General features: G+C 68.9%; 29 protein-coding genes. 14 read left to right on the forward strand and 15 right to left on the reverse strand.

The window, feature by feature from the left end:
- Positions 1 to 41: 41 nt before the first annotated feature.
- Complete coding sequence (locus ACIBJH_RS11840; RefSeq protein WP_399116686.1) at positions 42 to 1,670, reverse strand: alkaline phosphatase D family protein; 1,629 nt, start codon at positions 1,668 to 1,670, stop codon at positions 42 to 44.
- A gap of 68 nt (positions 1,671 to 1,738) precedes the next feature.
- Positions 1,739 to 2,383: an HNH endonuclease family protein gene (locus ACIBJH_RS11845; RefSeq protein ID WP_399116687.1), complete on the reverse strand. Its 645-nt coding sequence runs from the start codon at positions 2,381 to 2,383 to the stop codon at positions 1,739 to 1,741.
- A 348-nt stretch (positions 2,384 to 2,731) separates the two neighbouring features.
- On the opposite strand from ACIBJH_RS11845, the gene ACIBJH_RS11850 reads away from it, so the two are divergent.
- Together ACIBJH_RS11850 and ACIBJH_RS11855 are read left to right on the forward strand one after the other, a co-directional pair.
- Positions 2,732 to 3,313 (forward strand): TMEM165/GDT1 family protein, encoded by a 582-nt coding sequence (locus tag ACIBJH_RS11850; protein WP_399116688.1) that lies wholly within the window; start codon positions 2,732 to 2,734, stop codon positions 3,311 to 3,313.
- A 173-nt stretch (positions 3,314 to 3,486) separates the two neighbouring features.
- Positions 3,487 to 4,143, forward strand: a complete 657-nt coding sequence (locus tag ACIBJH_RS11855; protein ID WP_399116689.1) for an HAD family hydrolase — start codon at positions 3,487 to 3,489, stop codon at positions 4,141 to 4,143.
- 37 nt (positions 4,144 to 4,180) lie between these two features.
- Here ACIBJH_RS11855 and ACIBJH_RS11860 read toward each other — a convergent pair whose 3' ends face one another.
- The gene (locus tag ACIBJH_RS11860) at positions 4,181 to 5,188 is read right to left on the reverse strand and encodes a peptidoglycan-binding protein (protein ID WP_399116690.1); all 1,008 of its coding nucleotides are present in this window, start codon (positions 5,186 to 5,188) and stop codon (positions 4,181 to 4,183) included.
- A 185-nt stretch (positions 5,189 to 5,373) separates the two neighbouring features.
- On the opposite strand from ACIBJH_RS11860, the gene ACIBJH_RS11865 reads away from it, so the two are divergent.
- Complete coding sequence (locus ACIBJH_RS11865; protein ID WP_399116691.1) at positions 5,374 to 7,455, forward strand: DHA2 family efflux MFS transporter permease subunit; 2,082 nt, start codon at positions 5,374 to 5,376, stop codon at positions 7,453 to 7,455.
- Between the two features lie 237 nt (positions 7,456 to 7,692).
- Here ACIBJH_RS11865 and ACIBJH_RS11870 read toward each other — a convergent pair whose 3' ends face one another.
- Positions 7,693 to 8,193, reverse strand: coding sequence for a GNAT family N-acetyltransferase (locus ACIBJH_RS11870; protein ID WP_399116692.1), 501 nt, complete (start codon positions 8,191 to 8,193; stop codon positions 7,693 to 7,695).
- A 165-nt stretch (positions 8,194 to 8,358) separates the two neighbouring features.
- Here ACIBJH_RS11870 and ACIBJH_RS11875 point away from each other — a divergent pair, with 165 nt between their 5' ends.
- Both ACIBJH_RS11875 and ACIBJH_RS11880 read left to right on the forward strand, forming a co-directional pair.
- Positions 8,359 to 9,006 carry a hypothetical protein gene (locus tag ACIBJH_RS11875; RefSeq protein WP_399116693.1) on the forward strand — a complete coding sequence of 216 codons (648 nt, stop codon included), beginning with the start codon at positions 8,359 to 8,361 and terminating at the stop codon, positions 9,004 to 9,006.
- 5 nt (positions 9,007 to 9,011) lie between these two features.
- On the forward strand, positions 9,012 to 9,614 hold the full coding sequence (locus ACIBJH_RS11880) for a hypothetical protein (RefSeq protein ID WP_399116694.1): 603 nt from the start codon (positions 9,012 to 9,014) through the stop codon (positions 9,612 to 9,614).
- On the opposite strand, the gene ACIBJH_RS11885 is transcribed toward ACIBJH_RS11880, so the two are convergent.
- Positions 9,603 to 10,040 (reverse strand): DUF1992 domain-containing protein, encoded by a 438-nt coding sequence (locus tag ACIBJH_RS11885; protein ID WP_399116695.1) that lies wholly within the window; start codon positions 10,038 to 10,040, stop codon positions 9,603 to 9,605. The genes ACIBJH_RS11880 and ACIBJH_RS11885 overlap by 12 nt on opposite strands.
- Positions 10,041 to 10,122: 82 nt before the next feature.
- Here ACIBJH_RS11885 and ACIBJH_RS11890 point away from each other — a divergent pair, with 82 nt between their 5' ends.
- The gene (locus ACIBJH_RS11890; protein ID WP_200712977.1) at positions 10,123 to 10,515 is read left to right on the forward strand and encodes an FHA domain-containing protein; all 393 of its coding nucleotides are present in this window, start codon (positions 10,123 to 10,125) and stop codon (positions 10,513 to 10,515) included.
- A gap of 20 nt (positions 10,516 to 10,535) precedes the next feature.
- Here ACIBJH_RS11890 and ACIBJH_RS11895 read toward each other — a convergent pair whose 3' ends face one another.
- Entirely contained in the window at positions 10,536 to 11,207 is a 672-nt protein-coding gene (locus tag ACIBJH_RS11895) for an O-methyltransferase (RefSeq protein WP_399116696.1), read from the reverse strand.
- A gap of 277 nt (positions 11,208 to 11,484) precedes the next feature.
- On the opposite strand from ACIBJH_RS11895, the gene ACIBJH_RS11900 reads away from it, so the two are divergent.
- Entirely contained in the window at positions 11,485 to 13,533 is a 2,049-nt protein-coding gene (locus tag ACIBJH_RS11900; RefSeq protein WP_399116697.1) for a phosphatase PAP2 family protein, read from the forward strand.
- Positions 13,534 to 13,539: 6 nt separating this feature from the next.
- Positions 13,540 to 13,773: a hypothetical protein gene (locus ACIBJH_RS11905; protein ID WP_399116698.1), complete on the forward strand. Its 234-nt coding sequence runs from the start codon at positions 13,540 to 13,542 to the stop codon at positions 13,771 to 13,773.
- 20 nt (positions 13,774 to 13,793) lie between these two features.
- Here ACIBJH_RS11905 and ACIBJH_RS11910 read toward each other — a convergent pair whose 3' ends face one another.
- The 3 genes from ACIBJH_RS11910 to ACIBJH_RS11920 form a co-directional block, all read right to left on the reverse strand.
- The gene (locus ACIBJH_RS11910) at positions 13,794 to 14,411 is read right to left on the reverse strand and encodes an NADPH-dependent F420 reductase (RefSeq protein ID WP_399116699.1); all 618 of its coding nucleotides are present in this window, start codon (positions 14,409 to 14,411) and stop codon (positions 13,794 to 13,796) included.
- Positions 14,412 to 14,517: 106 nt separating this feature from the next.
- Positions 14,518 to 15,429 carry an LLM class flavin-dependent oxidoreductase gene (locus tag ACIBJH_RS11915; protein WP_399116700.1) on the reverse strand — a complete coding sequence of 304 codons (912 nt, stop codon included), beginning with the start codon at positions 15,427 to 15,429 and terminating at the stop codon, positions 14,518 to 14,520.
- A 9-nt stretch (positions 15,430 to 15,438) separates the two neighbouring features.
- Entirely contained in the window at positions 15,439 to 16,173 is a 735-nt protein-coding gene (locus tag ACIBJH_RS11920) for an SDR family NAD(P)-dependent oxidoreductase (RefSeq protein WP_399116931.1), read from the reverse strand.
- 166 nt (positions 16,174 to 16,339) lie between these two features.
- Between ACIBJH_RS11920 and ACIBJH_RS11925 the strand changes: the two genes are divergently transcribed.
- Positions 16,340 to 16,807 (forward strand): MarR family winged helix-turn-helix transcriptional regulator, encoded by a 468-nt coding sequence (locus tag ACIBJH_RS11925; RefSeq protein ID WP_399116701.1) that lies wholly within the window; start codon positions 16,340 to 16,342, stop codon positions 16,805 to 16,807.
- 267 nt (positions 16,808 to 17,074) lie between these two features.
- Positions 17,075 to 17,851, forward strand: coding sequence for a hypothetical protein (locus ACIBJH_RS11930; protein ID WP_399116702.1), 777 nt, complete (start codon positions 17,075 to 17,077; stop codon positions 17,849 to 17,851).
- A gap of 10 nt (positions 17,852 to 17,861) precedes the next feature.
- Here ACIBJH_RS11930 and ACIBJH_RS11935 read toward each other — a convergent pair whose 3' ends face one another.
- On the reverse strand, positions 17,862 to 18,254 hold the full coding sequence (locus tag ACIBJH_RS11935; RefSeq protein ID WP_399116932.1) for an ATP-binding protein: 393 nt from the start codon (positions 18,252 to 18,254) through the stop codon (positions 17,862 to 17,864).
- 103 nt (positions 18,255 to 18,357) lie between these two features.
- Here ACIBJH_RS11935 and ACIBJH_RS11940 point away from each other — a divergent pair, with 103 nt between their 5' ends.
- A complete protein-coding gene (locus ACIBJH_RS11940; RefSeq protein ID WP_399116704.1) occupies positions 18,358 to 19,221 on the forward strand; it encodes a helix-turn-helix transcriptional regulator in 864 nt (287 codons plus the stop codon).
- Entirely contained in the window at positions 19,178 to 19,453 is a 276-nt protein-coding gene (locus tag ACIBJH_RS11945; RefSeq protein WP_399116705.1) for a DUF397 domain-containing protein, read from the forward strand. Before ACIBJH_RS11940 ends, ACIBJH_RS11945 begins: the two co-directional genes overlap by 44 nt.
- Here the strand turns inward: ACIBJH_RS11945 and ACIBJH_RS11950 are convergent.
- Positions 19,437 to 20,324, reverse strand: a complete 888-nt coding sequence (locus ACIBJH_RS11950; RefSeq protein ID WP_399116706.1) for an SDR family oxidoreductase — start codon at positions 20,322 to 20,324, stop codon at positions 19,437 to 19,439. The genes ACIBJH_RS11945 and ACIBJH_RS11950 overlap by 17 nt on opposite strands.
- A gap of 138 nt (positions 20,325 to 20,462) precedes the next feature.
- Here ACIBJH_RS11950 and ACIBJH_RS11955 point away from each other — a divergent pair, with 138 nt between their 5' ends.
- On the forward strand, positions 20,463 to 21,362 hold the full coding sequence (locus ACIBJH_RS11955; protein ID WP_399116707.1) for a LysR family transcriptional regulator: 900 nt from the start codon (positions 20,463 to 20,465) through the stop codon (positions 21,360 to 21,362).
- On the opposite strand, the gene ACIBJH_RS11960 is transcribed toward ACIBJH_RS11955, so the two are convergent.
- Positions 21,346 to 22,515 carry a steroid 3-ketoacyl-CoA thiolase gene (locus ACIBJH_RS11960; protein WP_399116708.1) on the reverse strand — a complete coding sequence of 390 codons (1,170 nt, stop codon included), beginning with the start codon at positions 22,513 to 22,515 and terminating at the stop codon, positions 21,346 to 21,348. The two genes, ACIBJH_RS11955 and ACIBJH_RS11960, sit on opposite strands and share 17 nt — an antisense overlap.
- Before the next feature lie 229 nt (positions 22,516 to 22,744).
- Here ACIBJH_RS11960 and ACIBJH_RS11965 point away from each other — a divergent pair, with 229 nt between their 5' ends.
- On the forward strand, positions 22,745 to 23,980 hold the full coding sequence (locus ACIBJH_RS11965; RefSeq protein WP_399116709.1) for a cytochrome P450: 1,236 nt from the start codon (positions 22,745 to 22,747) through the stop codon (positions 23,978 to 23,980).
- A 66-nt stretch (positions 23,981 to 24,046) separates the two neighbouring features.
- On the opposite strand, the gene ACIBJH_RS11970 is transcribed toward ACIBJH_RS11965, so the two are convergent.
- The 3 genes from ACIBJH_RS11970 to ACIBJH_RS11980 form a co-directional block, all read right to left on the reverse strand.
- Positions 24,047 to 24,631: a TerD family protein gene (locus tag ACIBJH_RS11970; RefSeq protein WP_381250708.1), complete on the reverse strand. Its 585-nt coding sequence runs from the start codon at positions 24,629 to 24,631 to the stop codon at positions 24,047 to 24,049.
- Between the two features lie 67 nt (positions 24,632 to 24,698).
- Positions 24,699 to 25,403: a YoaK family protein gene (locus ACIBJH_RS11975; RefSeq protein WP_399116710.1), complete on the reverse strand. Its 705-nt coding sequence runs from the start codon at positions 25,401 to 25,403 to the stop codon at positions 24,699 to 24,701.
- Positions 25,404 to 25,474: 71 nt separating this feature from the next.
- Positions 25,475 to 25,891, reverse strand: a complete 417-nt coding sequence (locus ACIBJH_RS11980) for a transglycosylase SLT domain-containing protein (RefSeq protein WP_019067160.1) — start codon at positions 25,889 to 25,891, stop codon at positions 25,475 to 25,477.
- Positions 25,892 to 26,226: the final 335 nt, after the last annotated feature.

Below are 26,226 nucleotides of genomic sequence, written 5' to 3' on the forward strand. Positions count from 1 at the left end.
ACGGTCCGCCTCATCATGCCCTCAGCGACGTCACGGGAGTGTCAGTGGGAGGTCAGTGGGGACTCCTCGACGGTCCTCAATGTCCCGTCCGCCCGGGCCTGCTCCAGCCGCAGCCGGGCCGAACGGCCGCGCAGCGTAAGGGTCATGAGCTGGTTGCCGAACCAAGGCCCGCCCGTCTTCCGCCACTTGACCGAGGGCTCGGCGCAGCGGCCGTGCCGGGTGAAGCGGCGGCCCAGGCCGCGCGCGACGGCACTCCAGCCGAAGCGGAAGCCGACCCGTATGTAGGCCGGGATGGAGTTGTGGACGGGGGAGCAGGTCAGCTGGAGGACGCGTGAAGTCGGGCCGCCGGTACGCCACTTGGGCTCCGCCACGTACGCGTGGTGCACGTCCCCCGACAGCACGAGCACCGACGCCGGTGCCGCCTCGCCCGACCCGACCTCGGCGATCAGCCCCGCCAGCTCCTCGAAGGAGTCCGGGAACGCCGCCCAGTGCTCCAGGTCGGCGGCCCGGCGCAGCTTCTCGCCGAACTCGGCCCAGCGGGCGCCCCGTTCACCCCGGCACAGGGCCGCGTCCCAGGACTCGGCGTCGTGGATGAGGTGCGGCAGCAGCCAGGGCAGTGAGGTCCCGATGAGGAGGTGGTCGTAGGAACCGGGGGCGGAGAGCGCCTCGGTGCGCAGCCAGTCGGCCTCGCCGGGGTCGAGCATCGCGCGGTGCTGTTCGTCGAGGACGCGGGCGGCGCGGCTGTCCACCATCAGCAGCCGTACCCGCCCGAAGTCGCGCCGGTAGCTCCAGCGGACGGAAGCCGGGTCGGCGTCGGCCTTGCAGGCGAAGGCGCGGAGTCCGTCGGTGCCGTCGGGGGCGTCGCGGACGGCCAAGTAGAGGGGATCGGCGGCGAGTTCGGCGGGGGAGAGGTTCCCCAGGTGCTGGTGCACCCAGTACGACATCAGTCCGCTGAGCAGCCGCTCGCGCCACCACGGGGTGGCCCGCATGTCGGCGAGCCACGAGGCGCTGGTGTTCCAGTCGTCGATGACGTCGTGGTCGTCGAAGATCATGCACGACGGCACGGTGGAGAGGAGCCAGCGGATCTCGGGATCGAGCCAGGACTCGTAGTAGAGGCGGGTGTACTCCTCGTAGTCCGCGACCTCGCTCCCGGGCGGCTCGCTGAGGTCGCGGCGGGCGGAGAGCCAGCGGCGGGTCGCGTCGGAGACCTCGTCGGCGTACACCTGGTCGCCCAACAGGAGGAGTACGTCCGGCCGTTCGGCCTCCGGGTCGCGCGCGATGCGCGAGGCCAGCGTGTCGAGGGCGTCCGGGCCCACCGGGTCGTGGTCGTCGGCGGGCGGCGCGGCCCACCGGCAGGATCCGAACGCGACGCGGACCGTGCCGTCGGCATCGGGGGTGTGGATCGCGGAGGGCGGGAACGGTGAGTCGGGCAGCGGCCACACCCGCGTGCCGTCCAGGAGAACGTCGTACGGCGTCGAGGTGCCGGGCGTGAGGCCCTCCACCGGCACCAACGCGTAGTGGTGGCCCGCGACTTGGAAGGTGCGGGCCGTGCCGGCGGCCCCGTCCGCGCAGCGCACCTCGGCGGTGCACGGGCGGCTCGCCTCGACCCATACGGTCGCGGACGAGCCGTCGGCGTAGCGAAGCAGTGGTCCAAGACGCAGTCCGGCCACGGGTGATCACTCTCCTCCGTCGCCCCGTACGGTACGGAACGACGGAGGTCAGTGACCAGGGTTCGAGATCAGCAGCTGGCGAGGTAGCTCGTCAGCGCGGTCTTCTCGGCGGTGTCGACCGACAGGTTGTAGTAGTACTTCACCTGTACCCAGGCACGGACGTACGTGCAGCGGTACGAGGTGAGCGACGGCATCCAGGTGGCCGGGTCCTGGTCGCCCTTGGACTGGTTGACGTTGTCCGTCACGGCCAGGAGCTGCGGACGGGTCACGTCGTTGGCGAAGGCCTGGCGCTGTGCGGTGGTCCAGTTGCGGGCGCCGGAGTCCCAGGCCTCGGCCAGCGGGACGAGGTGGTCGATGTCGACGTCCGAGGCGGCGGTCCAGGTGGCGCCGTCGTAGGGGGAGTACCAGCTGCCGCTGGTGGAGACGCAGGCGGAGTCGGTGACGACGTTCGTACCGTCCCGCTTGAGGATGTACTCACGCGTGTTGCAGGTGCCGCTGATCGTGATCCAGGTGGGGAACAGGTCACGGTCGTAGCCGGTCCGGACCTCGGTCGCGACGGTCAGGGAGGCGAGGTAGGTGCGGGCGGTGGCGGCGCTGACGGGGGTGGGGAGGGCGGCGGAGGCGGTCGGGCCGTTGAAAAGCGCGACGGAGGCTATGAATCCGGTAAGAGCCGCGAGTATGCTCAGCCGTCGACGCGCGTAGAACTTCGGCATACGAACTCCCTTGTGGTGGGGGGATGTTGGAGTGCGAGCGAAGGAATGATTGCGGTGCCGTGTTGCGGCCGGGTGTGCGTTCGGTAAGAAGTTAGTGACGTGGGCATGACAAGGCAATGCTTTGGCGGTCACGTACTATGAATGGCGCAGAAGGGGAGTAGCTCTTCGCCGGACCGTCGACATACTGCTCAGCTCGTCTGAGCCGGCGCCCGGAGGACGACCACTTTGTGGTTCGGCCAGCGAGACCTTCGGCAAGCAGTGCACCGTTTTCTTGTGTGCTGCCGTGCCGAGGTGTCCATGGACAGCAGTAACACTCTCGGTGGGGCAGCCCCGACCGATTGAGGAACCTTGATCAGCATCAGCGTGACGGCGCTCGTCTTCGGCGTCGTCTTCCTGGCCGAACTCCCCGACAAGACCGCGCTCGCCGGACTCGTCCTCGGCACCCGTTACCGCGCCTCGTACGTCTTCGCCGGCGTCGCCGCCGCGTTCCTGCTGCATGTGGTGCTGGCGGTGGCGGCGGGCAGTGTGCTGACGCTGCTGCCGCAGCAGATCGTGCACGCGGTCACCGGTGTGCTCTTTCTGGGCGGGGCCGCGGTGCTTCTCTTCAAGAAGGGTGATGACGAGGAGGAGGTCCGGGCGCCCAAGGACCAGTCCTTCTGGAAGGTCTCCGGCGCCGGTTTCATGCTCATCCTGGTCGCCGAGTTCGGTGACCTGACCCAGATCATGACGGCCAACCTCGCGGCCCGCTACGACGACCCGTTCTCCGTCGGTCTCGGCGCGGTGCTCGCGCTGTGGGCGGTCGCCGGGCTCGGCATCGTGGGCGGGAAGGCGCTGATGAAGCGGGTGCCGTTGGAGTTGATCACGCGGATCGCGGCAGTGTTGATGCTGGCGCTGGGGGCGTGGAGCCTGTGGGAGGCCGTGACTGCTTGAGCTGAACGGTGAGTGAACTGTTTCCGGGAGTGGTGGCGCGATGACCGTCCGGTTTTGTACCGTAGAGAAACAAAGTGGCTCCCGTCCGTTTTCCCTGACCGGCGGACGGGGCCACCTTGTCCCTCCGGGGGCCACCCGCACCCCCTCTCCGTCGCGTTCCTTGGAGCCTGCCGATGACGGCCACCACCGTGCTCACCGCCCGCGCCCTCCTGCTGGACATGGACGGCACCCTCGTCGACTCGCACGCCGTCGTCGAGCGGATCTGGCGGCGCTGGTCCGAGCGGCACGGGCTGAACGCGGACGAGGTCATGAAGGTCGTGCACGGCCGACAGGGCTACGCCTCCATGGCGCTGCTGCTGCCCGGCCGGCCCATGGAGCAGAACCACGCCGAGAACGCCCGCATGCTCGCCGAGGAGACCGCCGACGTCGAGGGCGTCGTCCCGATCCCGGGCGCACCGGAGTTCCTCGCCTCGCTGCGGGGGCTGCCGCACGCGCTGGTGACATCGGCGGACGTCGCGCTCTCCACGGCGCGGATGGGCGCGGCCGGGCTGGAACTGCCCGACGTCCGGATCACCGCGGAATCGGTCGGCGCCAGCAAGCCCGACCCCGAGGGCTTCCTCAAGGGCGCCGCCGAACTGGGCATCGCCCCCGCGGACTGTGTCGTCTTCGAGGACTCCGGTGCGGGGATCACGGCCGGGCGCGCCGCGGGGATGCGCGTGGTGGGGGTCGGGCCGCAGGCCGCGTATCACCGGCCGGATGTGCTGGTGCGGGATCTGCGTGCGGTGCGGGTGGAGGGTGCGGGCGGGGAGATCCGACTGTCCGTGGGGTAGGGAGGACGCCTGGGCGTCTGCGGGCGAGGGATCGGAGCTACGGCTCCGACGTCTCCGACTCCAGCTTCGCCCGCGTCGCCGCCCCGTACACCCCCAGCGTGTCGGACTGGATGCCGCGGGCCAGCTGGTAGGTGCGTACCGAGGACTGCACCTGCTTGTCGAAGACGCCGTTGTCCGGGCCGGTGTAGAGGTTCAACTGGGTCAGGCGGAGCTGGAGTTCGGTGACCTCGGGGCCCTCGTCGCCGCGTTGCAGGACCGGGGCGGTGGTGCTGCCGCCGGCCTGACGGTCGGTGGCGGACGCGTCCGACGCCGTGGCGCTGGTCGTCGGGGTCGGGCTGGACGCCGCGGACCGTGACGGCGAGGCGGACGGGCTGCTCGTCGCCGACGCGGACGGGCTCGCGCTGAGCGTCGGGGACGGAGACGCCGACGTCGGCTGCACGGACGTAGAGGCGCTCGTGGACGGTGTCGCCGGTGCCGCGCTCTTCGATGCGGTCGGGACGCTCCCCCGTACGTCCTGGGGTGCCGCCTCGTCCCGCGACGGCGTCTCGTACGAGAACATGCCGCTCGCGAAACCGGCCGCCGCCACCACGGTCACGACGGCTCCCGCGGCGGCGAGGAGCACGGTACGGCGGCGACGGCGCGGGCGGTGGGCGCCGGGGTCGGAGTCGGCGTCGGCGTCCGTGGGCGGTTCCGGGGTGTCCCCGGCGCCCTCGAAGAGGTTCAGGTCGGTCATGTCCGGGGGCGGAGCCGGGGCCGTCGGCGGTACCGCGCGCAGTGGCATCGTCTGCTCGACCGCCGGCAGCTGTCGCGTCTGGCCCTCGGGCGGTACGGGTGCCTGCGGGGGCGTCTGCTGGTGCGCGTTGGCGTCCAGTTCCACATACGGTCTGATCCGCAGCGGGTCGAAGTCCTCCGCCGCTGCCGCCTCCGCCGTGCGCGCGGCACGCAGCGCGTCGGACGCCCGTTGGGTGCAGGTGCAGGACGGGGAGCCGTCGGTCGCCCGGGGCGCCCCGCACTGCGGGCATATATGGCCCTTCGCCTCGTTCACGTGTTCGTCCCTCCCCGTCGGACTCCCGAGGTTATGCGGATCTCCTTCACGCCGTCTCCTCCGACCCCCGGAATGACAGCTTCCATTCGGACTCGACAGGCCGTAACGGGACACACCGATCACCATGGGTGTGTCGGGACACACCGATCACCATGGATGTGTAACGAGAGCCTCGGGAGGTCTTCATGGCCGGCGATGCGCACGGTATGACAGGGAATGTGCACGACGCGCAGCCACCGGAGAAACCCCCGCGGCGGGGCAGCGCCGCCCAGGAACACGTGTCGGGCAACGTCCTCGTCTCCATCGGGGCGCTGCTCCTCGGGCTGCTGCTCGCCGCCCTCGACCAGACCATCGTGTCGACCGCGCTGCCGACGATCGTCAGCGATCTCGGCGGGCTGGAACATCTGTCGTGGGTGGTTACGGCTTACCTGTTGGCGTCGACCGCCGCGACTCCCCTGTGGGGCAAGCTGGGTGACCAGTACGGGCGGAAGCGGTTGTTCCAGATCGCGATCGTGATCTTTCTCGTCGGGTCCGCGTTGTGCGGGGCGGCGCAGAACATGCCTCAGTTGATCGGCTTCCGGGCGCTTCAGGGTCTGGGGGGTGGCGGGCTGATCGTGCTGTCGATGGCGATCGTGGGTGATGTCGTCTCGCCGCGTGAACGCGGGCGCTACCAGGGGCTGTTCGGGGCTGTCTTCGGCGCGACGAGTGTTCTCGGGCCGCTGCTGGGAGGGCTGTTCACCGAGCACCTGAGCTGGCGGTGGGTCTTCTACATCAACCTTCCGGTCGGTGTTGTGGCCTTGGCGGTGATCGCGACCGCGCTGCACATCCCGCGCAAGTCCACCCGGCATGTCATCGACTACCTCGGCACGTTTCTCATCGCCGCCGTCGCGACCTGCCTGGTGCTTGTCGCCTCGCTGGGGGGTACGACCTGGGGCTGGGGGTCGCCGCAGATTGTCGGGCTGGCGGTGCTCGGTGTGGTGCTGGCGGTGGGGTTCGTGGTGGTGGAGCGGCGGGCGGCCGAGCCTGTGCTTCCGCTCAAGCTGTTCCGTGTGCGCACCTTCTCGTTGGCCGCCGTCATCAGTTTTATCGTCGGCTTCGCCATGTTCGGTGCGATGACCTATCTGCCGACCTTCCTCCAGGTCGTGCAGGGCATCTCGCCGACCATGTCCGGCGTGCACATGCTGCCGATGGTGTTCGGCATGCTGATCTCGTCGACCGCGTCCGGGCAGATCGTCAGCCGGACGGGCCGGTGGAAGGTCTTTCCGATTGCGGGCACTGGTGTCACGGCGCTCGGTCTGCTGCTGCTTCATCAGCTTGACGAGAACAGTTCCACCGGTGAGATGAGCGCCTATTTCTTTGTCTTCGGGCTCGGACTCGGGCTGGTCATGCAGGTGTTGGTGCTGATCGTGCAGAACGCCGTGTCGTACGAGGACCTGGGCGTCGCCACCTCCGGTGCGACCTTTTTTCGGTCTATTGGTGCCTCGTTCGGTGTCGCCATCTTCGGCACGATCTTCGCGAGTCGGTTGGGGGACAAGCTCGCGGACGCGCTGAGGGGTGCCTCGTTGCCGGGGGGCGTCACGGCGGACGGCCTTGAGTCCGATCCGCGTGGCATCTCCCAACTGCCGGTCGCGGTACGGCCGGAGGCCCTGCACGCGTATGCGTCATCGATTACGGACGTCTTCTTGTACGCCGCCCCCGTCGCCCTCGTCGGCTTCGTCCTGGCGTGGTTCCTCAAGGAGGACAAGCTGCGCGGCTCGGTCACGGCACCGGACCTCACGGAGACCCTTGCCAGCAATCCGGTTCAGCGGTCCTCGTACGACGAGGTGTGCCGCGCGCTGTCCGTGCTGGGGACGAGGGAGGGGCGCCGCGAGATCTACAAGACGATCACCGCGAAAGCGGGCTACGACCTTCAGCCGGCGGCGAGTTGGCTGCTGCTGCGCATCAGGCGGGACGGGTGGGCGGAACCGGGGGTGCTGGCCGAGCGAAGTTCCGTGCCGTTGCCTGTCATTCTTGCGGCGGTTCGGCAGATCGAGGGGCGCCGACTCGCCGTACGCGAGGGCCTCGATCTCCAACTCACCGACCAGGGCCGCGAGATGGCCGACCGGCTGGCGCAGGCTCGTGAGGAATCTCTGGCGGAGACCCTGGGCGACTGGTGGGGACCTGATCGGCCTACCGATCTCATTCAGTTGGTGAAGGAGCTGAACGGGGAGTTGTGCGGGTCCGATCGGGAGCAGCCGCACAACGGGGCGGTGATCAGCGGTTCTTGAGGTGTCCGGGGTTGGGTAGGCGCCGGGTAGCTGGGCCGGTGCTGAAAAGGCGCCGTTCGCACCTCTCTTGGTTCGGTCGCCTTCGGGGCGCTGGGTGCCGGTGTCGAGAGGCCCACCGTGCTCGGCGCTGCGCGCCTCCGCGCTCCCCCAGAGGGGGGACCCCAGCCTCTCGACACCGGCGCGCCCCTACGGCTCCCTCTCGGCCGGCGCGTGGGGACAGTGGGAGTGGGTGGGCCCTCACCGTTGGTTGAGCAGTGCTTTGCGGAACCAGTGTTCTGCGTATGGGTCGTTGTTGTGGGGGTCGGTCTCCTTGTAGCCGAGGCGGGTGTAGAGGGTTCGGGCCTCGATGAGGTCGTTGCGGGTGTCGAGGATGATGGTGTTGGCTCCGAGGCCGCGGGCTGCTTCCTCTGCCGCTGTCACGAGCTTCGCGGCGCCGCCCCGGCCGCGTAACGGCTCGTGGACGAAGACTCTTGTCAGCTCGGCTGTCGTGGGGGAGAGGAGCCGTATGCCCGCGCTGCCGGCCGGCTCGCCCCCGTACCGGGCTACCAGTAACTGGCCGCCGGGTGGGGTGAGTTCGGAGCCTGTGCGGGCGGCTATCTCGCGTTCCAGCTCGGTGGGGTCCGTTCGCCGGTTCTCGTGGAGCAGGTACCAGCGGTCGCTGACCTCCGTGTAGTACGCCCGCCAGAGCGCGGCGGCGACCGGGGAGTCGTAGGGCTCGGGGGTGATGGTCCAGGTCATGGGGGGAATGTCAGTCGACCGGGGCTGTCCTCCGCAAGCGGATTTGGGGTGTCGCTCTGGTGACGGACATGTCGTGGCCGTCGTTTGAAGGGGGCCTTTGCGGCAACCCGGTACGGGAACCGACCGACTACGAGAGCCGGTTGGCCAAGAATCCGGAAGGCACTCATGTCCACAGGCGTGATCATCGTTTTGATCGTGATCTTGGTCGGCGTGGTCGCTGCCGCGGCGGCCCTGGCACCGCGTGCCCGAGGCGGGTTCGGCGGCTCGGGTCTGAAGCGGCGCTTCGGGCCCGAGTACGACCGGACCGTGGCCCGGCACGACGGCGACACGAAGGCCGCCGAGCGGGAGCTCGGCGAGCGCGTCCAGCAGCACGGTTCGCTGCAGGAGCAGCCGTTGGAGCCCGCGGCCCGTGAGCAGTATCAGGCCCGCTGGGCCGCCGCCCAGGAGCTCTTCGTCGACTCGCCCCGCCAGGCCGTGACCGACGCCGACCAGCTGCTCGGCGAGGTGGCCGGGGCCCGGGGCTTCCCCGACGTCGAGGAGTACGACAAGCAGTTCGACGCGCTGTCCGTGCACCACGCGGACCACGTCCACGGCTACCGGCGCGTGCACCGCGTCGTCACCACGCGCACGAACGGCACGCCGGAGAGCCAGGCGGGTACCGAGGAGATGCGCGAGGCCATGCTCGAAGCCCGCGCCCTCTTCGACGACCTGATCAGCACGGACGGCGGCGGCCGTGGCAGTGGCAGCAGTCGTGGGCGTACCGGACGCCTCACGTTCGGCTCATTCAACAGGCAAGCAGTGAAGGGAAGTTGAGCCGCATGACCGATGTGACACGACCCAACGGTGACACGAGCGACAAGCGGGACGAGAGCGACGAGCGCAAGGGCGCGAGCACGGACACGGACACGGGTAAGGGCAGCACGGACATGGGCACGGGTGCGGGTACCGATCGGCGGGACCTGACCAAGGCCGGTGACCGGCGCGAGGCCACGACGGTCACCCCGATCCCGCGGCAGACCGACCGCCAGAGTGATCGGCAGACCGACCGCCCGGCCGACAGGACGGCCCCCGTGCATGCCCCGGAGCCCCCGCCCGCACCCGCGCCCACCGCCGCCGACAAGCGGCACGACCGGCTGGACACCGAGAACGGGAGCCTGCTGCCGCACGACGAGAGCGACAAGTTCAGCCTGCGGCTGCAGCACGCGGTGACCGGGTTCGTCGACGAGCCGCGCTCCGCCGTCGAGGAGGCCGCCCACGTCCTGGAGGAGGTCGCCGACCGCCTCACGCAGGCCGTCACCAAGCGGCGTGACACTCTGCACAGCTCCTGGGAGTCCAAGGGCTCGGACGACAGCGACACCGAGCAACTCCGGCTGGCGCTGCGGGACTACCGCGAGCTGACGGAGCGGCTGCTACACATCTGACCCGCCGGGGCCATCGGGTCCGTCGGCCGTCCGGCGCTCCCGCCACTCCCGTGCGACCTCTTCCACGTCGTACGGCTTCATCCCCAGCGGCGGGCCGGGCGGCGGCTTGAACATCATGTCGCGGATCTTCACGTTGACTTCGGTGATGATCTGCCGAGCGATCCGCTCCGAAGGGGCCGAGTACGCCGCAGCCAGGGCGTCCTCGGCCTCCTTGCGCAGTGCCAGCGTCGGCGGGAGCACGGAGATGCCCTCGCGGGCCATCTTCTGCTTGATCCACCACAGTTCGTCGTACGTCGTGTCGGAACCGGAGGGCAACGGCTTGCCCGCGCCCGGGAGTTGGGCGAACTCGCCGGCTCGCTCGGCGTCCCGGATCTGCTTGTCGACCCAGGACTCGAAGGACACACCCGGTGGCTTTCGCTCGGTCATGACTCCATTGTGCCGGACGTGGCGCGGCCGGGGGATTTATCATGCGGCGGCTGTGTAAGGACACCTCAAGGGGGAAGCGCACGTGCTCGAACTCACCATGGCCTCGGTCTCCGGGACGGACGAGGGCGCCACGGCCGGCATGCTGATGGCCGAGGCGCCCGACGACCCGGGCGCGGTGCTGCGGGTGGGCCGCGACGAGTCGGTGTGCCGGCTGGTGACACCGGACGACTGGCTGTTCATCTCACGGGTCCATCTGGAGTTCCTGTGCGGACCCGAGGGCACCTGGCAGGTGAGCTGGCTGCGCGGCTCCCAGCCCGACCCGTCCTCCGAAGTACGGCTGATCGTCGGGGAGTACGCCCAGACGGTCGGCTACGGCGGGAGCGTCCCGTTGCCCCGTGGTGGGAGCGGCGAGATCGTCATCAAGGACCGCACCGGGCCGCGCAGCGTCAACGTCGGCTTCTATCACGAGAGTTGAGATGTCCTGGTGGAGAGTTCCTAGTCGGTGACCCTGGCCAGGGCGAATCCGTCGTAGCCCTTTTCGCCCACCGTCTGGATCGCCGTGCCGGACAGGCGTGGGTGCGAGCCGATCAGTGCGATCGCCGCGCGCGTGCCCACGACGTCGGGGTCGGTGTCGGCCGGGTCGGCTACCCGGCCGCCGCGGACCACGTTGTCGACGATGATCAGGCTGCCGGGGCGGGTGAGCTTGAGGGCCCACTCGACGTAGTTCGGGTTGTTGGCCTTGTCGGCGTCGATGAAGACGAGGTCGAAGGGGGCCGCGTTCTCGTCGGCGAGTGCGGCCAGTGAGTCCAGGGCCGGGCCGACCCGGATCTCGACGAGCTTGTCGAGGCCCGCGCGGGCGATGTTGCGGCCGGCGACCTCGGCGTGCTTCGGGCTGTACTCCAGGGTGATCAGGCGGCCGTCGGCGGGCAGCGCGCGGGCCAGCCAGGTCGTGCTGTAGCCGCCGAGGGTGCCGATCTCCAGGATGCGGGTGGCGCCCTGGATGCGGGCGAGGAGATGCAGCAGTTTGCCCGCGGCGGCGGACACCGCGATCTGCGGGAGGCCGGCGGCGTCGCTGTCGCGGAGGGTCGCCTCCAGAACCTCGTCGTGCGGGGCGAGGTGGCCGATCAGGTAGTCGTCGACGTCGTTCCACAGCTGCGACTCGCTCATGGGCCGGTGCCTTTCGTGAATCCGGTGATCGTGAATTCGGTGAGAATGTTGTGAACCCGTTCGTGTGCAATCACTCACTCTACGGATACGCCGATATTTGCCGTGCCCAGGCAACCCGGGGCCGACTATCGTCATCCGGACAAAAGGAGGGCGGCCGTCAGGTGAAGAGGGGGTTGCCTGCGTCCCTCCCGCAGGGGATGCGAACCTCATAGGGTTCGCAGAGGGAACAGCCGCGCGTGTGACGCGTGGGACGAGCGGGGCGGGAGGCCTACGAGGCGTGGCGAACGTGGAGCACAGCGGGCGACCGGCGGGAGCCGTAGGAGCTTTCGGGTCGAGTGCCGCGCAGGCAGCCAGGACACGGCTGCGCGTGGCGCGCCTGGGCCTGTGGCTGGTGGCCGCGGTCCTGGCCGTACGGCAGGTGGCCGTGGTCCTCAGCACCCCGCGCGGGGACCGGCTGACCGACCTGGAGACCTGGGTCGGGCCGAACGGCGTGCTGCATGTGAAGGGCTCGCTGTACGACTCGACGCAGTTCACCGGCACCCCCTTCGCCGGGCTCGTTCTGAAGCCGCTCACCCGGGCGGCCGAGCAGGCCCTCGGCTGGGGGTGGACCTTCGGCACGCTGCTGCTCGTCGTCGCGCTCGGTCTCGTCGTCTCGCGGGCCCTGCCGCAGCCCGTCACCCGCCGTGCCTCGCTGCTCGCCGCGCCCGTCGCGATCAGCCTGCTGATGCTGTCGCTGCCGGTGCGCAACACGCTCTGGCTCGGCCAGACCAGCATCATCCCGGTCCTGCTCGTGCTGCTCGCCTGCTTCACGGTGCGCGGCGAGCGGGCCAGCGGCGTGCTGATCGGGCTGGCTGCGGCCCTTCAGCCGACGGTGCTGCTGTTCGCGCCGCTGCTGTGGTTCACCGACCGGCGCCGGGCCGCGGTGACCTCCGCGCTGACGTTCGCCGCGAGCGTCGTGGTCGCCTGGGCGGCGATGCCGCACGACTCGTACACCTACTGGGTGCACCACATGGCCGGCGTCGGCCTCGGCGGCAAGGCGGACGACCTCGGCAACCAGTCCCTGCACGGCGCGCTGCTGCGGCTCGACCTGACCGGGCCGCTGGAGATCGGCGTCTTCCTGACGCTCGGCGCGGTCGTCGCGTACCTGGGCCTGCGCCGGGCCGTGGGCTACGCGCGCGACGGGCAGCTGCTGCTCGCGGTCGCGGTGACCGGCTGCGCGGCGATCGCCGTGTCGCCGACGACCTGGCAGCACCAGCTGCTGTGGGTGCTCCTCGCGGTGGTCGGCCGGGTCGGCAAGCGGGCCTCGGACCGGTATGTGTGGCCGGTGGCGGTGGTCCTCGTCGTCACGCTGCCCGCGAAGATGATGCTGCCGAACATGTCGGCCGTCTATCCGCTGCGTGACAACGTCGTCCTGCTCATGGCGCTCGCGGCGGCGACCGTCGTGCCGTTCCTGCCGCGCACCTCGGAGCACTACCGGCGGCCGATCCCCACGGAGTACGCCGAGCCGGTCCCGACGCGCTGGAAGTACGTCCCGCTGATCCCGCAGCTGCGCCGTGTCCTGACCCGCCCGAACCTCCTCCTCGAACTCCTCCTCATCCGCGTCACCTACGCCGCCTACCAGCAGGTCCGCCTCGCGGCGACGGGCGGCACCAACGCGGGCGGCCGGGCGACGGCGGAACACCACGGCCATCAGATCCTCGACATCGAACGCTTCCTGCACATCGACATCGAGCACGCGGTCAACCACTGGGTGGTGAAGGTCGAGTTCCTCAAGGACTTCTTCAACTTCTACTACGAGTCCTTCCACTTCGTGGTCCCGCTGGCCGTGATGGCCGTCCTGTACTGGCGCCGCCCGGTCGACTACCGCTGGGCCCGCTCGTCCCTCGGCTTCGCCACCCTCCTGGCCCTGGTCGGCTTCTGGCTCTACCCGCTGGCCCCGCCGCGACTCCTCCCCGGCCTCGGCATCATCGACACGGTCCACGGCGTCCAGGACTTCTCCAAGCCGGACTACGGCACCCTCACCGCCCTCACCAACCAGTACGCCGCGATGCCCTCGCTGCACTTCGGCTGGTCCCTGTGGTGCGGTGTGGTCATCGCGATCATCGCCCCGAAGTGGTGGATGAAGGCCCTCGGCCTCCTCCACCCCTTCTTCACCGTCTCCGCGATCGTCGCGACCGGCAACCACTGGGTCCTGGACGCGGCCGGCGGCGCGGCGGTCGTCGCGGCGGGCTTCGGGCTGTCGTATCTGTTCCAGGGGCCGCGGGCGCGGTCGGCGACGAAACCGGCGGAGATCGGGGCCGAGTTGGAGCCTGCGACGGCTCCATGATCAGCCGTGTTTTCCCGCTGTCGGGTTGCCGTTCCGTCGGCTGTCGGCGTTCCAGCTGGCCAGGAGGCGGATCGCGCCGACGGCGACCGCGTCGCCGCGTGCGTCGGCATCAAGGACGTCACGACCGGGGAACCGACCCACTTCATCGAGCAGTTCACCCTCAAGGACGGCAAGATCGTCGAGAACCGGGTGTTCTACCACGACGTCGGCTCCATGCTCGACAAGCCCAGGGTCGTGTAGCGGGTGGCCGAAAGGGGTGTTCAGCGGACTTCGGCGCCGAGGGCGATGTCGAAGCCGGCGCCGTTGCGGGCCAGCCCCATCAGCAGGATGCCGGCCCATTCGAGGACCGAAGCCATCGCGAGCCCTCCCGTGTCGAGGGGCCGCAGGTCGATGCTCTGCAGAAACTCCGTGACCTGGGCCTTCGCTGCGGCGTCGTCGCCGGCGACAAAAACGTCCAGGGGCGTGTCGTGAGCGAGGACGTGGCCGAAGACCGAGTTCAGCGCCTTCACGACGGGTGTGCCCTCGGGGGCGGCGGCAGCGATCTCCTGGGCCGCCGAGCTGTCCGGGGTGGTCGCGAGTCCGCTGGCGTCGGCGTTGAAGGGATTGGAGATGTCGACGAGGATCTTGCCGGCAAGCGCGTCGCCGTAGTGAGTGACCACGTCGACTGTGCCGGTGTACGGGACGGCCACGATGACGATGTCACCCGCCGGCGTCGCGCCGAGCGCGCCGACCGTGGCTCCGTGACCGATCTGGTCGGCCAGCGCCGAAGCCTTGGCGGTGTTGCGGCTCATGAGCTCGACCGCGTGGCCGTGCTTGGCCGCCCGGGTGCCGATGGCGGTGGCCATGTTGCCCGAACCGATGATGCTGATGGTGGTCATGACGTGTTCCTTTGCTGTCTGTGGAACTGCCGGTAAGGGGTGGGTTGCCGGTCTGATGGGCTGCATCAAGCACTTTGGCCATGCAGCATCGGCTTGCGGACAGGCCCTAGGTGCGTTCGCGGGCGACGTGTTCGCGTACCGCGGGGATGGTTTCAGCGGCGAAGCGCTCGATCACGTCCTGGTCGTCGCTGGCCAGAATGAAGACGCTGACGCCGTCCTCGACGGCCAGCCGGGTCAGTGCCTCCGGACTCTGCTGGCCCGGGAAGATGTTGAGGAGGCGGGTGATCTCGCGGGGATCGCGGCCGGCGGCCCGGGCGGCATCGTCGATGATCGCGTTTCCCTTTGACACGCCGCCCGGCTCCATCATCGGCAGCGACGGCAGCCAGCCATCGGCCTTGCGTCCCACCAAGTCCTGCATCTTCGGCTTGTGGGCGCCGACCCAGATCGGGATCTCGTGGGCGGGTGCGGGGCCACGCTCGGCGCCGTGGACCGAATAGAACTCGCCGTCGACATCCACACCGCCGGGCCCGTCGGCATCCCAGACCCCGCGGATGATGCCGATTGCCTCGTCAAGTGCCGCAACGCCCTGTAGCGGGGTCAGCCGCCGTCCGCCGATCGCCTGTACGGCATCCCAGTAGTAGCCGGCTCCGAGTCCGAGGCTGGTCCGTCCACCCGAGAGCAGGTCGAGGCTGGCCGCCGCGCGGGCGAGTACGGCGGGGGGCTGACGCAGCGGCAGGTTCAGCATGTTGCCGGACACTCCGATGCGCTCGGTCCGCGCGGCCACCCAGCTCAGCAGGGTCCAGGTATCGAGAAAACTCGACTGGTAGGGATGGTCCTGGAAGGTGACGAAGTCGAAGCCGAGCCGCTCGCTCAGCTGCGCCAACTCGACCGGACGGCTCGGCGGGGAGTTGGTGGGACCGATGAATGTCGCGAAACGCAGGGGATGACCGTAGTCAGGCATCGCTGTCTCCTTGAGCCGTTCGTTCGTGGTCGGCCGCGACGCGACGTCGTCGCGCACAGCGTGCCGTCAGATCTGGCTGAACCCGCCGTCGACGACCAGGTTCGCGCCGGTCATGAAGCCGGCGTCCGAGGAGGCAAGGAACAGCGCGGCAGCGCCGATTTCCTCGCTGGTTCCCAGCCGTCCCAGCGGGATGGCGGCGGTGATCTGTTCCCGGAACTCGGGGGGCACGGTGCTGAAGAGCGCGGTGTCGATCGAACCGGGACTGACGACGTTCACCCGGATACCGCGGACCTTCAACTCCTCGGCCCAGGTGCGGGCAAGTGAACGAATGGCGGCCTTGCTCGCCGAGTAGACACCGGCACCGGGGATGCCCTTGGTCGCGCTGCTCGTGCCGTTCAGGATGATCGACGCACCGTCGCTCATCAACGGCAGCAGGTACTGAACGGTGAACACGGTGCCGCGGAAGTTCACGCCCACCAGTGCGTCGAACGTATCGGGGGTGATACTTCCCAGCGGGTCGGACACCGACGCGACGCCGGCGCTCGCGAAGAGGACGTCGACTCGTCCGTGGCGCTCCCGCACGGTCTCGGCCAAGCGAGCCAGGTCGTCCAGATTTCCCGAGTCCGCCTGTACGCCCGTCACGTTGTGGCCGATGGCCGCGACCGCCTCGTCCAGTCTGTCCTTGTCTCGCCCGGTGATGAACACGTAGGCGCCTTCGGCTACGAACAACTTGGCCGCGGCCAACGCCATCCCAGAGGTTGCTCCGGTGATCACGGCGACCTTGCCATCAAGTTTGAGCATGTTGACCTTTACCTTCCTGTCGACCGAAAGGCCGAACGGCCGTTCGATGTGCGCAGCGCTCCGCAAACGGGACTGGTCTCCCGTTCACGGCTGCATGCCCACCGTAACAGATGCGTGCGCGCGCACCTAAATGGGCGAGCATCCAATTTCGGGTATGCTGCCGCCCATGAGGGCACCCGTGTCGCAACCGCGAATCCTTTCCCCGGACCAGGTCGGCGGCTGGTTCGCGCTGCTGTTCACCCACGCCACGGTCACCGGGCGGATCGACGCCGTGCTGATGGACCAGCACAAGATCTCGTTCAGCACTGTCGAGATCCTGTGCTGGCTCCTGGAGGCCGAGCCTCAGTCGGTTCGGCGTCTGTCCGGCCAACTCGTCAGCGTCAGTCCGACCAGGGCGTCACGGTTGGTTCAGGAACTGATCGATGCCGGGCACCTGCAACGTGGAGCCGACCAAGGCGACGGTCGGGTGTCGCTCATCAGCTTCACCAAGAGCGGACGGCGCTTCGCCGAGACGGTCAGGCGAACCTTCGAAGACGCGGTCAAGAAATATTTCGTCGATCCCCTCGACGACGATGACATCGCTGCCCTCACCCGGATCTGGGCCAAGCTCGAAAACGTAGAAGGTCCTGGCTGAGGGGATCCGGTTCGCCCGGCGGGACACCTCGGCGACGAGTCCGCGCCGCAGTGGTTCGGGGCTACGTGATGACGAAAGCGTCCACCTCGCTGTCCACCTCGCTGTCCACCTCGCTGTCCAGTTCGTGTCTGCCGTCTCTGAATGAGATCGTGTTCATGACCGGCGTGAACACGCCTGATTTCAGGGGGAGTTGTGGGGATTTCGGTGCGTGTGGCGGTTGCCGTCGTGCTGCTCGGTGGGGGAGCGGTTGGGTGTGGGGACCACTCCGTGAAGTCCGTGAAGGAGGACTCGGCCGAGCCGGCGCCTGTGGCGGCCATGGTCAAGGTGGCGGACAGGTCCAAGGACATCACCTCGCTGCACTACCGGGTCAGCGGGACCGTGCCCGAGAGGGGGCGGCTGACGGCCGAGGCGTCCATGAGGACGAAACCGGCCGCCATGACGATGACGATGACGGTGGCAGGCGCGCGTAAGCCCGACGAGGTGGACATCCGGTTCGTCGACAAGGCGATCTATGTCGGCGGCAGCGGCCTCGACACGTCGAAGTGGGGCGGCAAGGGCTGGCTCACGGCCGCGCCGGCCGTGTGGGGGCGTGGCGGGGCGGACAACCAGACCTATGGCGTGCTGCCCGGTTCGATGGAGGTGAGCCCGGTCGTGCAGTCCACGGTCATGGTGGGCTCCCAGGACGTGCGGAGGATCGGCACCGAGACGGTCGACGGCACGAAGGCCACGCACTACCGGGGAACGGTCACCGAGCGCGGCCTGGTTGCCGCCCAGAGTGCCGCCAAGGGCAAGGCGGCCCGGCAGCGCCGGACCGACAGCCTCGACCAGTTCGTGGTCCTGCAGGTCGACGGCACCATGACCATGGACCTGTGGGTCGACGGTGACGACCACCCCAAGCGGTACCGGGTGCGGGGCAAGACCTATCCCACGCAGACCGACGCCGACGGCGGCACGCTCGACCTCACCGTCACCTTCCTCGACATCGACCAGAAGGTGACCGTCAAGGCCCCGCCCGCCGACGACACCGCCGAACTCGGGGGCTGACGGCCCGAGTTCACGAGCACTCGAACCACACCGTCTTCCCGCCCCTCGACGCCGGTGACACCCCCCACTTGTCGGTCACCGCGTCCAGGATCACGAGCCCGCGGCCGTTCTCCGACTCGGGGTCCAACTCCGGGCTCAGGGCGGGGAGTTCAGGACAGCCGTCGGTCACCTCCACGCGGACTCCGGCGAGCTGGCGTTGCAGGCGCAGTCCGCAGCGCCGGTCCGGGACATGCCGGACGACGTTGGCGAGCAGCTCCGTCACGGCCAGTTCCACGGTGTCCGACAGCTCCGGCATGCCCCACTCCAGCAGGAACGAGCGGACGATACGGCGGATGTGCCGGGCGGAGTGTTCACCCACGGTGAGGTGCATGACGTACTGCCGGCGGTCGGGAAAGGCCAGCATGGCGGGGGGAGTTGGTTCATTCACACTACGAGGCTGACGCCCCGCCGCTACCCTCGGCAACGGTACGAATACAACCCGTTCGCGGGTGGACAGGGGGTCTAACGTGCATATCAACACCCTCGATCCGGGGGCGTCGCCGCTGGACTACTACGGCTTCGAGCTGCGCCGCTACCGAGAGGCGGCCGGTCTTACCCAGCGGGAACTCGGCAAGATCGTCAACTACACCGGGTCACTGATCGGCCAGATCGAGACGGCCCGCAAGCTTCCCACGCTGGAGTTCAGCCAGCGGGTGGACGCGGCGCTCGACACGGATGGGCTGCTGATCCGGTTGCTCGATCTGGTGCTACGCAGTCAACTCCCCGCCTGGTTCCGGCAGGTGGGCGAGCTGGAGGCGCGGGCCATCGAGATCTGCTCCTTCGAGGCGCACATGATCCTCGGCCTCCTCCAGACCGAGGAGTACGCCCGCGCCGTACTCGGCACGCTGGATCAAACCAACCTGGATGACCGCACCGCCGTACGAATGGCTCGTCAGCGCATCTTCGAGAAGCAGGAGCCGCCGGTCTTCTGGGCGATCCTGAGCGAGGCCGCGCTGTATCTGGAGATCGGCGGCCGACGGACCATGAGGAACCAACTGGCCCGCCTGTTGACCTATGAGAACAATCCCCGGGTCAACATCCAGATCCTGCCGTTCTCGGCGGGAGCACACGCGGGACTGACAGGCTCGTATGACCTCTATCGCTTTCCGAGCGACCCGCCCATTGTCTACACCGAGGGCTACGGAAGCGGGCATCCGACTGCCAATCCAGACACCGTCAACGACTGTTCGCTCCGTTACGATCATCTCCAGGCCGCCGCCCTCTCCATTCGGGACTCGGCGGAGCTGATCCGGCGCGTGATGGAGGAACGTTATGGGGAACAACGCGATGCCGACAGGGACTCAGTGGCGGAAGTCCAGCTACAGCGGTGATCAGGGCGGCGATTGCATCGAGTGCGCGCCGATCGGCCTCCTCACCTGGCGCAAGTCCTCGTACAGCAGTGACCAAGGCGGCCAGTGCCTAGAGATCGCCGAAGCCTCCTGCCCCACAACCCCCACCACCCTCCTCATCCGCGACTCCAAGACCCCGGCGGGGCCGATCCTCACCCTCGACCCCGCCGCGTTCACCACCTTCGTCAACTGGACCGCTACGACGGTTGGTTGAAGTAGTAGTCGTGGTCGAGGTCGGCCAGCAGGCCGATCCGGGTCGGAGTCCAGCCGAACCGCTTCTGCGTGAGCGTGCTCGTTCCCGTGAGGTCGGACGAGACGAAGTGGCCCAGCCAGCCGAAGTGGGCTCCGGCCTCCTCGGCCGGCACGCTCGTCACCGGTAGGTCCAGCCGCTTGCCGATGACTTCGGCGATCTCCCGTACCGGCACGCCCTCGTCGGCGACCGCGTGCAGGACCGAACCCGCAGGGGCGTTCTCCAGGGCCAACCGGTAGAGCAGCGCGGCGTCCTCGCGATGCACGGCGGCCCAGCGGTTGGTTCCGGCGCCGACGTAGGCGGAGACGCCCTTGGCGCGGGCGATGTCGATGAGACCGGGGACGAAGGCGTGATCGCCCTCGCCGTGCACCTGCGGCAGCCGGATGACCGACGCGCGGATGCCCTGCGCTGCCGCCGCCAGGACCGTCACCTCCGCCGGGAGGCGCGGCAGGTCGGGGCGTGCGGACGGGTCGGGTACGTCGTCCTCGGTCGGGCCGTGGCTCATCACGGAGCTGATGACGAGGGGGCGGTCCGAGCCGGAGAGCGCGTCGACCAGGGCCCTGACCGCGTTCAGGTCCGTCACGACGGAAGCCGCGTAGTTCGAGAAGTCGTGGATGAAACCGGTGTGGATCACACCGTCGGAGGCAGACGCACCCTCGCGGAGGGCGTCGAGGTCCTCCAGGGAACCCCGGTGGACCTCCGCCCCGGTCGCGGCCAGCTGTTCCGCGGAGGTGTCGGAGCGGGCCAGGCCGAGGACCTGGTGTCCCGAGTCGAGCAGTTCGCGGACGACCGCGCCGCCGACGAATCCGGTCGCGCCGGTGACGAAAACACGCATGACGAATCACCCCAGGTGGGTCGGGAAGTGGTGTGCTTCCAGCCTGCGCCCGCTCGGGTGGGCCCGTCCAAGACCGACTCCGGAAGACGTGATTCGTTTCCGGTATCACCCCAGCTCGTACGGACGTACAGTCGATGTATGACCGACCTGGACCTGCGCCTGGTGCGCTGTTTCACCGTCGTCGCCGAGGAACTGCACTTCGGGCGGGCGGCGGCCGTGCTGCATCTCGCGCAGCCGTCCCTGAGTCGTCATGTGCGGCGGCTGGAGGGCGAGTTGGGGGTGCGGCTCCTCGACCGGACCACGCAGGGCACCCAACTCACCGAAGCGGGGGCGGCGTTCCTGCCCCGGGCCCGGGCGCTGCTGCGGTCGGCGGAGGAGGCGGCGGCCGTGGCGCGGGCGGTCGGGCAGCCAAGTCGTATCGTCATCGGGTTCATGACCGGGCTCATCGTCACCCCGGCGGTGCGCGCCCTGCGCGGGCGCCACCCGGACGCCGACGTGCACAGCCGCTTTCTGGGTTGGGGCGAGCTGCCGGCCGCCCTGCTGGAGCACCGGGTGGACGTGGTCGTGGGTCGATTCCCGTTCTCCACCGAGGGGTTGAGCGTCACCGTCCTCTACGAGGAGCCCCGCGTGGTGATGATGCCGGTCACCCACCGGCTGGCCGGCAAGGAGCTCGTCACCCTCGACGACATCGCCGACGAGCCCGTACCCCGGTTCCCCGACGAGGAGTTCAACGTGTTCTGGCGTGTCGACCCCCGTCCGGACGGACGCCCGGCGCCGGACGGTCCGCTCGTCAAGAACCTGGAGGACAAGCTCGAACTCATCGCCGCGGGCGAGGCGGTGTGCCTCGCCCCGGCGGGCAGCGTGCTGAAGGGCATGCGACCCGATCTGACCACGGTCCCGCTGGAGGGCGTGGACCCCATCCAGGTGGTCCTGGCCACCCGCGCGGGCGAGGAGAACCGCCGACTGCTCGCGGCCTTCCGCGCCTGCGCGGTGGAGCAACTGCCCCCTGCCGACTGGTCGGCTACAGCCGCTGAATGATCGTCCCCGTCGCCAGCGCCCCGCCCGTGCACATGGTGATCAGCGCGAACTCCTTGTCGGCGCGCTCCAGTTCGTGCAGCGCGCTGGTGATGAGGCGGGCGCCGGTCGCGCCGACCGGATGGCCGAGGGCGATCGCGCCGCCGTTCACGTTGACCTTCTCCAGGTCCTGGCCGAAGACCTGCGCCCAGCTCAACACCACTGACGCGAAGGCCTCGTTGATCTCGACGATGTCGATGTCCTTGAGCGTCATGCCCGCCTTGCCGAGCACGGCTCGTGTCGCGTCGATAGGGCCGTCGAGGTGGTAGTGCGGGTCTGCGCCGACCAGCGCCTGAGCCACGATCCTTGCCCTCGGCCTGAGCTTGAGCGCCCGCGCCATCCGCTTCGACGCCCACATGATCGCCGAGGCGCCGTCGCTGATCTGCGAGGAGTTGCCCGCCGTGTGGACGGCCGTCGGCATGACCGGCTTCAGCCTCGCGAGTCCCTCCATCGTCGTGTCGCGCAGGCCTTCGTCCCGGTCGACCAGCCGCCACATGCCCTGGCCCGCGCGCTGCTCGTCCTCCGTCGTCGGCACCTGGACGGCGAACGTCTCCTTCTTGAAGCGCTCCTCGGACCAGGCGATCGCCGCCCGCTCCTGCGAGATCAGGCCGAGCGAGTCGACGTTCTCGCGGGTCAACTTCCGGTTGCGGGCGATGCGTTCGGCGGCTTCGAACTGGTTGGGGAGGTCGACGTTCCACTCGTCCGGGAACGGCTTCCCGGGTCCGTGCTTCGACCCCGACCCCAGCGGTACCCGCGACATCGCCTCGACGCCACAGCTGATGCCGACGTCGATGACGCCCGCCGCGATCAGGTTGGCGGTCATGTGCGAGGCCTGCTGCGAGGAGCCGCACTGACAGTCGACGGTCGTGGCCGCCGTCTCGTAGGGCAGGCCCATGGTCAGCCAGGCCGTGCGCGCGGGGTTCATGGACTGCTCGCCGGCGTGGGTCACCGTGCCGCCGACGATCTGTTCGACGCAGTCGGCGTGAATGCCGGTGCGGCCGAGGAGTTCACGGTAGGTCTCGCCCAGCAGGTAGGCGGGATGAAGGTTGGCGAGCGCGCCGCCGCGCTTGCCGATGGGGGTGCGTACGGCTTCCACGATGACGGGTTCCGCGGCCATGGGACACGTCCTCTCCTCGTCCACCGCGCGGCGCGGGCGTCCCGGCCACCCGCCACGCAGAACTAGTACGCGTTCTAGTTCTGTGTGCAGTCTGCTGACAGGCCGTCCACAACCGCAAGGGTCGTGCAGGGAATTCGGCTTGCCGTGCCTCTTGCTAGTTGTAGAACCCGTTATTACCTTCACGGCAGCCGGGTTCCTGATGGACCGTCAGATGACGGGAGTTGCGCCGATGCCCTGTCCAGCGTTGCCCGAAGGGTTCGACTTCACCGACCCCGATCTGCTCCACCACCGCGTGCCCCTGCCGGAGTTCGCCGAACTGCGCGCGGCCGAACCGGTCCGCTGGATCCCGCAGCCCGCCAACATCGCGGGGTTCCAGGACGAGGGCTACTGGGCCGTCACCCGGCACGCCGACGTCCGGTACGTCTCCACCCACCCGGAGATCTACTCCTCGACCCTCAACACGGCGATCATCCGCTTCAACGAGCACATGAACCGCGACTCGATCGACGCCCAGCGGCTCATCCTGCTCAACATGGACCCGCCCGAACACACCCGCGTCCGCCAGATCGTCCAGCGCGGCTTCACCCCCCGCGCGATCCGCGCCCTGGAGGAACGCCTGCGCAACCGGGCCGAGGCCATCGTGGCGAACGCCCGCGCCCACTCCGGCCCCTTCGACTTCGTCACCGAGGTCGCCTGCGAACTGCCCCTCCAGGCCATCGCCGAACTCATCGGCATCCCGCAGGACGACCGCGTCAAGATCTTCGAGTGGTCCAACAAGATGATCGCGTACGACGATCCCGAGTACGCCATCACGGAGCAGGTCGGCGCCGAGTCCGCCGCCGAACTCATCGCCTACGCCATGGGAATGGCCGCCGAGCGCAAACAGTGCCCGGCCCACGACATCGTCAGCACCCTGGTCGCCGCCGAGGACGAGGGCAACCTGAACTCCGACGAGTTCGGCTTCTTCGTGCTCATGCTGTCGGTCGCCGGGAACGAGACGACCCGCAACGCCATCACCCACGGCATGCACGCGTTCCTCACCCACCCCGAGCAGTGGGAGCTGTACAAGCGCGAACGTCCGTCGACCGCCGCCGAGGAGATCGTCCGCTGGGCCACCCCGGTCAACGCCTTCCAGCGGACGGCGACCCAGGACACCGAACTCGGCGGCAAGCACATCAAGAAGGGCGACCGCGTCGGCATCTTCTACGCCTCCGCCAACCACGACCCCGAAGTCTTCGAGAACCCGGACGAGTTCGACGTCATGCGCGACCCGAACCCGCACCTCGGCTTCGGCGGCGGAGGCCCGCACTACTGCCTCGGCAAGTCCCTCGCGGTCCTCGAAATCGACCTGATCTTCAACGCGATCGCGGACGCGATGCCCGACCTGACCCTGACCGGCGACCCGCGCCGACTGCGCTCCGCCTGGATCAACGGCGTCAAGGAGCTTCAGGTGACCGCCGGTTGAGGATGCGTACACAGCTCGGGCCGGCGGCATCCCGGCGCCGCCGGCCCGTCCTCGCTGTGACCGTGCCTACTTCCGTACCGCGAACTTCATGAGCTCCCGCTCGTCCCCCTGCTTGATGTTCCCGGTCTCGTTGATGACCTGGAGCTTCCAACTGGCGCCGTCCCGGACCGCCTTGGCGACCGCGCAGCCGTTGTGGCTGCTGAGCAGGTTGGGCCAGATCTCGGCGACCTGCTGGGTGCTGCCGCCGGTCGCGTCGTACACCTTGAAGGCGATGTTCCGTGCCTTCTGGAAGGAACTGCCCTTCTTGTAGGCGGCGGCGACGAAGACGATCGAGGTGATGTTGCCGGGTATCCGCGCGAGGTCGACGGTCACCGTCTCGTCGTCGCCGTCGCCCTTGCCGGTCTGGTTGTCACCGCTGTGCACCAGCGAGCCGTTGCCCAACGGGTCCACGGAGTCGAGCCCCGCGAGTCGTACCGGGTCCTGACCCTGCATCGCGATGGCGATCAGATCGAGGTCGGTACCCGCCTTCTGCCGCAGCTTCCCGATGATGCCGCCGCTGCTGCCGACGGTGGGGTCCCAGGACGCCCCGATCTCCAGATGGGTCACTCCGTCCAGATCCGCCGGACCGTCTTCCTTCGTGAGCGTGATCATGTGTGATCGATCCTCTTGATCGTGGGACTCAGACGCACGAATTCTGCCTTCTTGACCGGGCTTTGGGCTACTCCCGTCCGGATGTGATCACGGCGAACACCCCGGCGACCAGGGCCGCGAGCAGAAGTGGGTAGCGCAGATCGTGGTGCAGGATCAGCCACGCGCCGAAAAACGCCCCTACGGCCATCGCGACGGCCGCCGAGAGGCGGCGGAAGGTGCCGGGGCCCCGGCCCTCGCCCGCGACCGAGTCGGCGACCAGGCCGGTCAGGGTCATCGTCAGGACCGTGGTGGTGGAGAAGTCGGTGACCTTGAGCTTGCGGACCACCGCGTTGCGCAGGCCCATCGCGAAGGCGGTGAGGGCGATCAAGGGGTGCGTGGTGGCGCTGTCGCCCGGCGCGACGAACGCGATCACGGCGGCCACGCCCACGAGCAGCGCCTCCGCGCCCAGACTCACCCGCGCCCAGGTCCGGCGCGAGCCGGTGTCCATCCGCACCGCGATCCGGCCCCCGGCCGCCGCGCCCACCAGAAAGGCGCCGAGCGAGGTGAGGGTGCGCGACACCGAGAAGCCCGGTGCCCCCGCGGCGGCGAAGCCGAGCACGACGACATTGCCGGTCATGTTCGCGGTGAAGACATGCCCGAGGCCCAGATAGCTCACCGCGTCGATCAGCCCGCTGACCAGGGTCAGACCGAGCAGCACGGGCACCAGCCGGAGTCCGCGCGCCTCACGGTCGTAGGACTCGGGCTGTGTGTTCTGGTCCGTGTTCTGGTCCATGAACGCAATGTAGCGGCGGCCTCCCGGGATGCCGGGGGGCCGCCGCCGCGTGTGCGTGTGTGGGCCGGTGATCAGTACCAGCCGTTGGACTGCCAGAAGCTCCAGGCCGCGGCGGGGGAGCCGTAGCGGGAGTTCATGTAGTCCAGACCCCACTTGATCTGCGTGGCGGGGTTGGTCTTCCAGTCCGAGCCGGCCGAGGCCATCTTCGAACCGGGCAGCGCCTGGACCAGGCCGTAGGCGCCGGAGGAGGAGTTCGTGGCGGTGACGTTCCAGCCGCTCTCGTGCTCGACGATCTTGCTGAACGCGTTGTACTGCGCCGCGCTCGGGATCATCTTGTGCGCGATCGCCTGGGCGGAGGAGGCGGAGGTCGTCGCGGCCTGAGCGGGAGCCGAGGTCAGCACCAGACCGGTGGTGGCGGCGGCCAGAGCGGCGGCGGTCAGGGCCTTCTTCGGGGAGGCGATGCGAGCGACGATGCGGGAGACGGACACGGAGAACCTGTTTCTTCGGGGACAGAGGCGTCGTATGCCTGCCGGTGTCACGCGGGGCGCGGCCCCGGCAAGGCGTCGGCGCCGAGGCCCGTGAGGACTCGTCGGCGCCGTGCGACTGCTCCACAGAAGCACTCTCGATCCGTGTCCGCAAAGACCCCTTTTACTAGTTGTGGTCGCATGTGGGTGAATCGTCAACCGTGTGACGTGGCTCTCAAACCGCAGGTCAGAGGGTGTGCGGACGCGTGCATGTCATGCTTTTGCGCTACTAATCCGCATCGTTGGTGATGTGGGTCATGTGGGGCGCTTCACCACCTGTGTGACGGCCGGTGCGCGAC

This window comes from Streptomyces sp. NPDC050548, assembly GCF_044457385.1.
Classification (GTDB): Bacteria; Actinomycetota; Actinomycetes; order Streptomycetales; family Streptomycetaceae; genus Streptomyces.

Excerpts from the sequence above, each read along its gene's own strand:
- ACIBJH_RS11845 (WP_399116687.1), bottom strand. The coding sequence starts at position 2,383 with ATGCCGAAGTTCTACGCGCGTCGACGGCTGAGCATACTCGCGGCTCTT.
- ACIBJH_RS11855 (WP_399116689.1), top strand. The coding sequence starts at position 3,487 with ATGACGGCCACCACCGTGCTCACCGCCCGCGCCCTCCTGCTGGACATG.
- ACIBJH_RS11865 (WP_399116691.1), top strand. The coding sequence starts at position 5,374 with ATGGCCGGCGATGCGCACGGTATGACAGGGAATGTGCACGACGCGCAG.
- ACIBJH_RS11870 (WP_399116692.1), bottom strand. The coding sequence starts at position 8,193 with ATGACCTGGACCATCACCCCCGAGCCCTACGACTCCCCGGTCGCCGCC.
- ACIBJH_RS11875 (WP_399116693.1), top strand. The coding sequence starts at position 8,359 with ATGTCCACAGGCGTGATCATCGTTTTGATCGTGATCTTGGTCGGCGTG.
- ACIBJH_RS11880 (WP_399116694.1), top strand. The coding sequence starts at position 9,012 with ATGACCGATGTGACACGACCCAACGGTGACACGAGCGACAAGCGGGAC.
- ACIBJH_RS11885 (WP_399116695.1), bottom strand. The coding sequence starts at position 10,040 with ATGACCGAGCGAAAGCCACCGGGTGTGTCCTTCGAGTCCTGGGTCGAC.
- ACIBJH_RS11895 (WP_399116696.1), bottom strand. The coding sequence starts at position 11,207 with ATGAGCGAGTCGCAGCTGTGGAACGACGTCGACGACTACCTGATCGGC.
- ACIBJH_RS11910 (WP_399116699.1), bottom strand. The coding sequence starts at position 14,411 with ATGACCACCATCAGCATCATCGGTTCGGGCAACATGGCCACCGCCATC.
- ACIBJH_RS11920 (WP_399116931.1), bottom strand. The coding sequence starts at position 16,173 with ATGCTCAAACTTGATGGCAAGGTCGCCGTGATCACCGGAGCAACCTCT.
- ACIBJH_RS11925 (WP_399116701.1), top strand. The coding sequence starts at position 16,340 with ATGAGGGCACCCGTGTCGCAACCGCGAATCCTTTCCCCGGACCAGGTC.
- ACIBJH_RS11935 (WP_399116932.1), bottom strand. The coding sequence starts at position 18,254 with ATGCTGGCCTTTCCCGACCGCCGGCAGTACGTCATGCACCTCACCGTG.
- ACIBJH_RS11945 (WP_399116705.1), top strand. The coding sequence starts at position 19,178 with ATGCCGACAGGGACTCAGTGGCGGAAGTCCAGCTACAGCGGTGATCAG.
- ACIBJH_RS11950 (WP_399116706.1), bottom strand. The coding sequence starts at position 20,324 with ATGCGTGTTTTCGTCACCGGCGCGACCGGATTCGTCGGCGGCGCGGTC.
- ACIBJH_RS11955 (WP_399116707.1), top strand. The coding sequence starts at position 20,463 with ATGACCGACCTGGACCTGCGCCTGGTGCGCTGTTTCACCGTCGTCGCC.
- ACIBJH_RS11960 (WP_399116708.1), bottom strand. The coding sequence starts at position 22,515 with ATGGCCGCGGAACCCGTCATCGTGGAAGCCGTACGCACCCCCATCGGC.
- ACIBJH_RS11965 (WP_399116709.1), top strand. The coding sequence starts at position 22,745 with ATGCCCTGTCCAGCGTTGCCCGAAGGGTTCGACTTCACCGACCCCGAT.
- ACIBJH_RS11970 (WP_381250708.1), bottom strand. The coding sequence starts at position 24,631 with ATGATCACGCTCACGAAGGAAGACGGTCCGGCGGATCTGGACGGAGTG.
- ACIBJH_RS11975 (WP_399116710.1), bottom strand. The coding sequence starts at position 25,403 with ATGGACCAGAACACGGACCAGAACACACAGCCCGAGTCCTACGACCGT.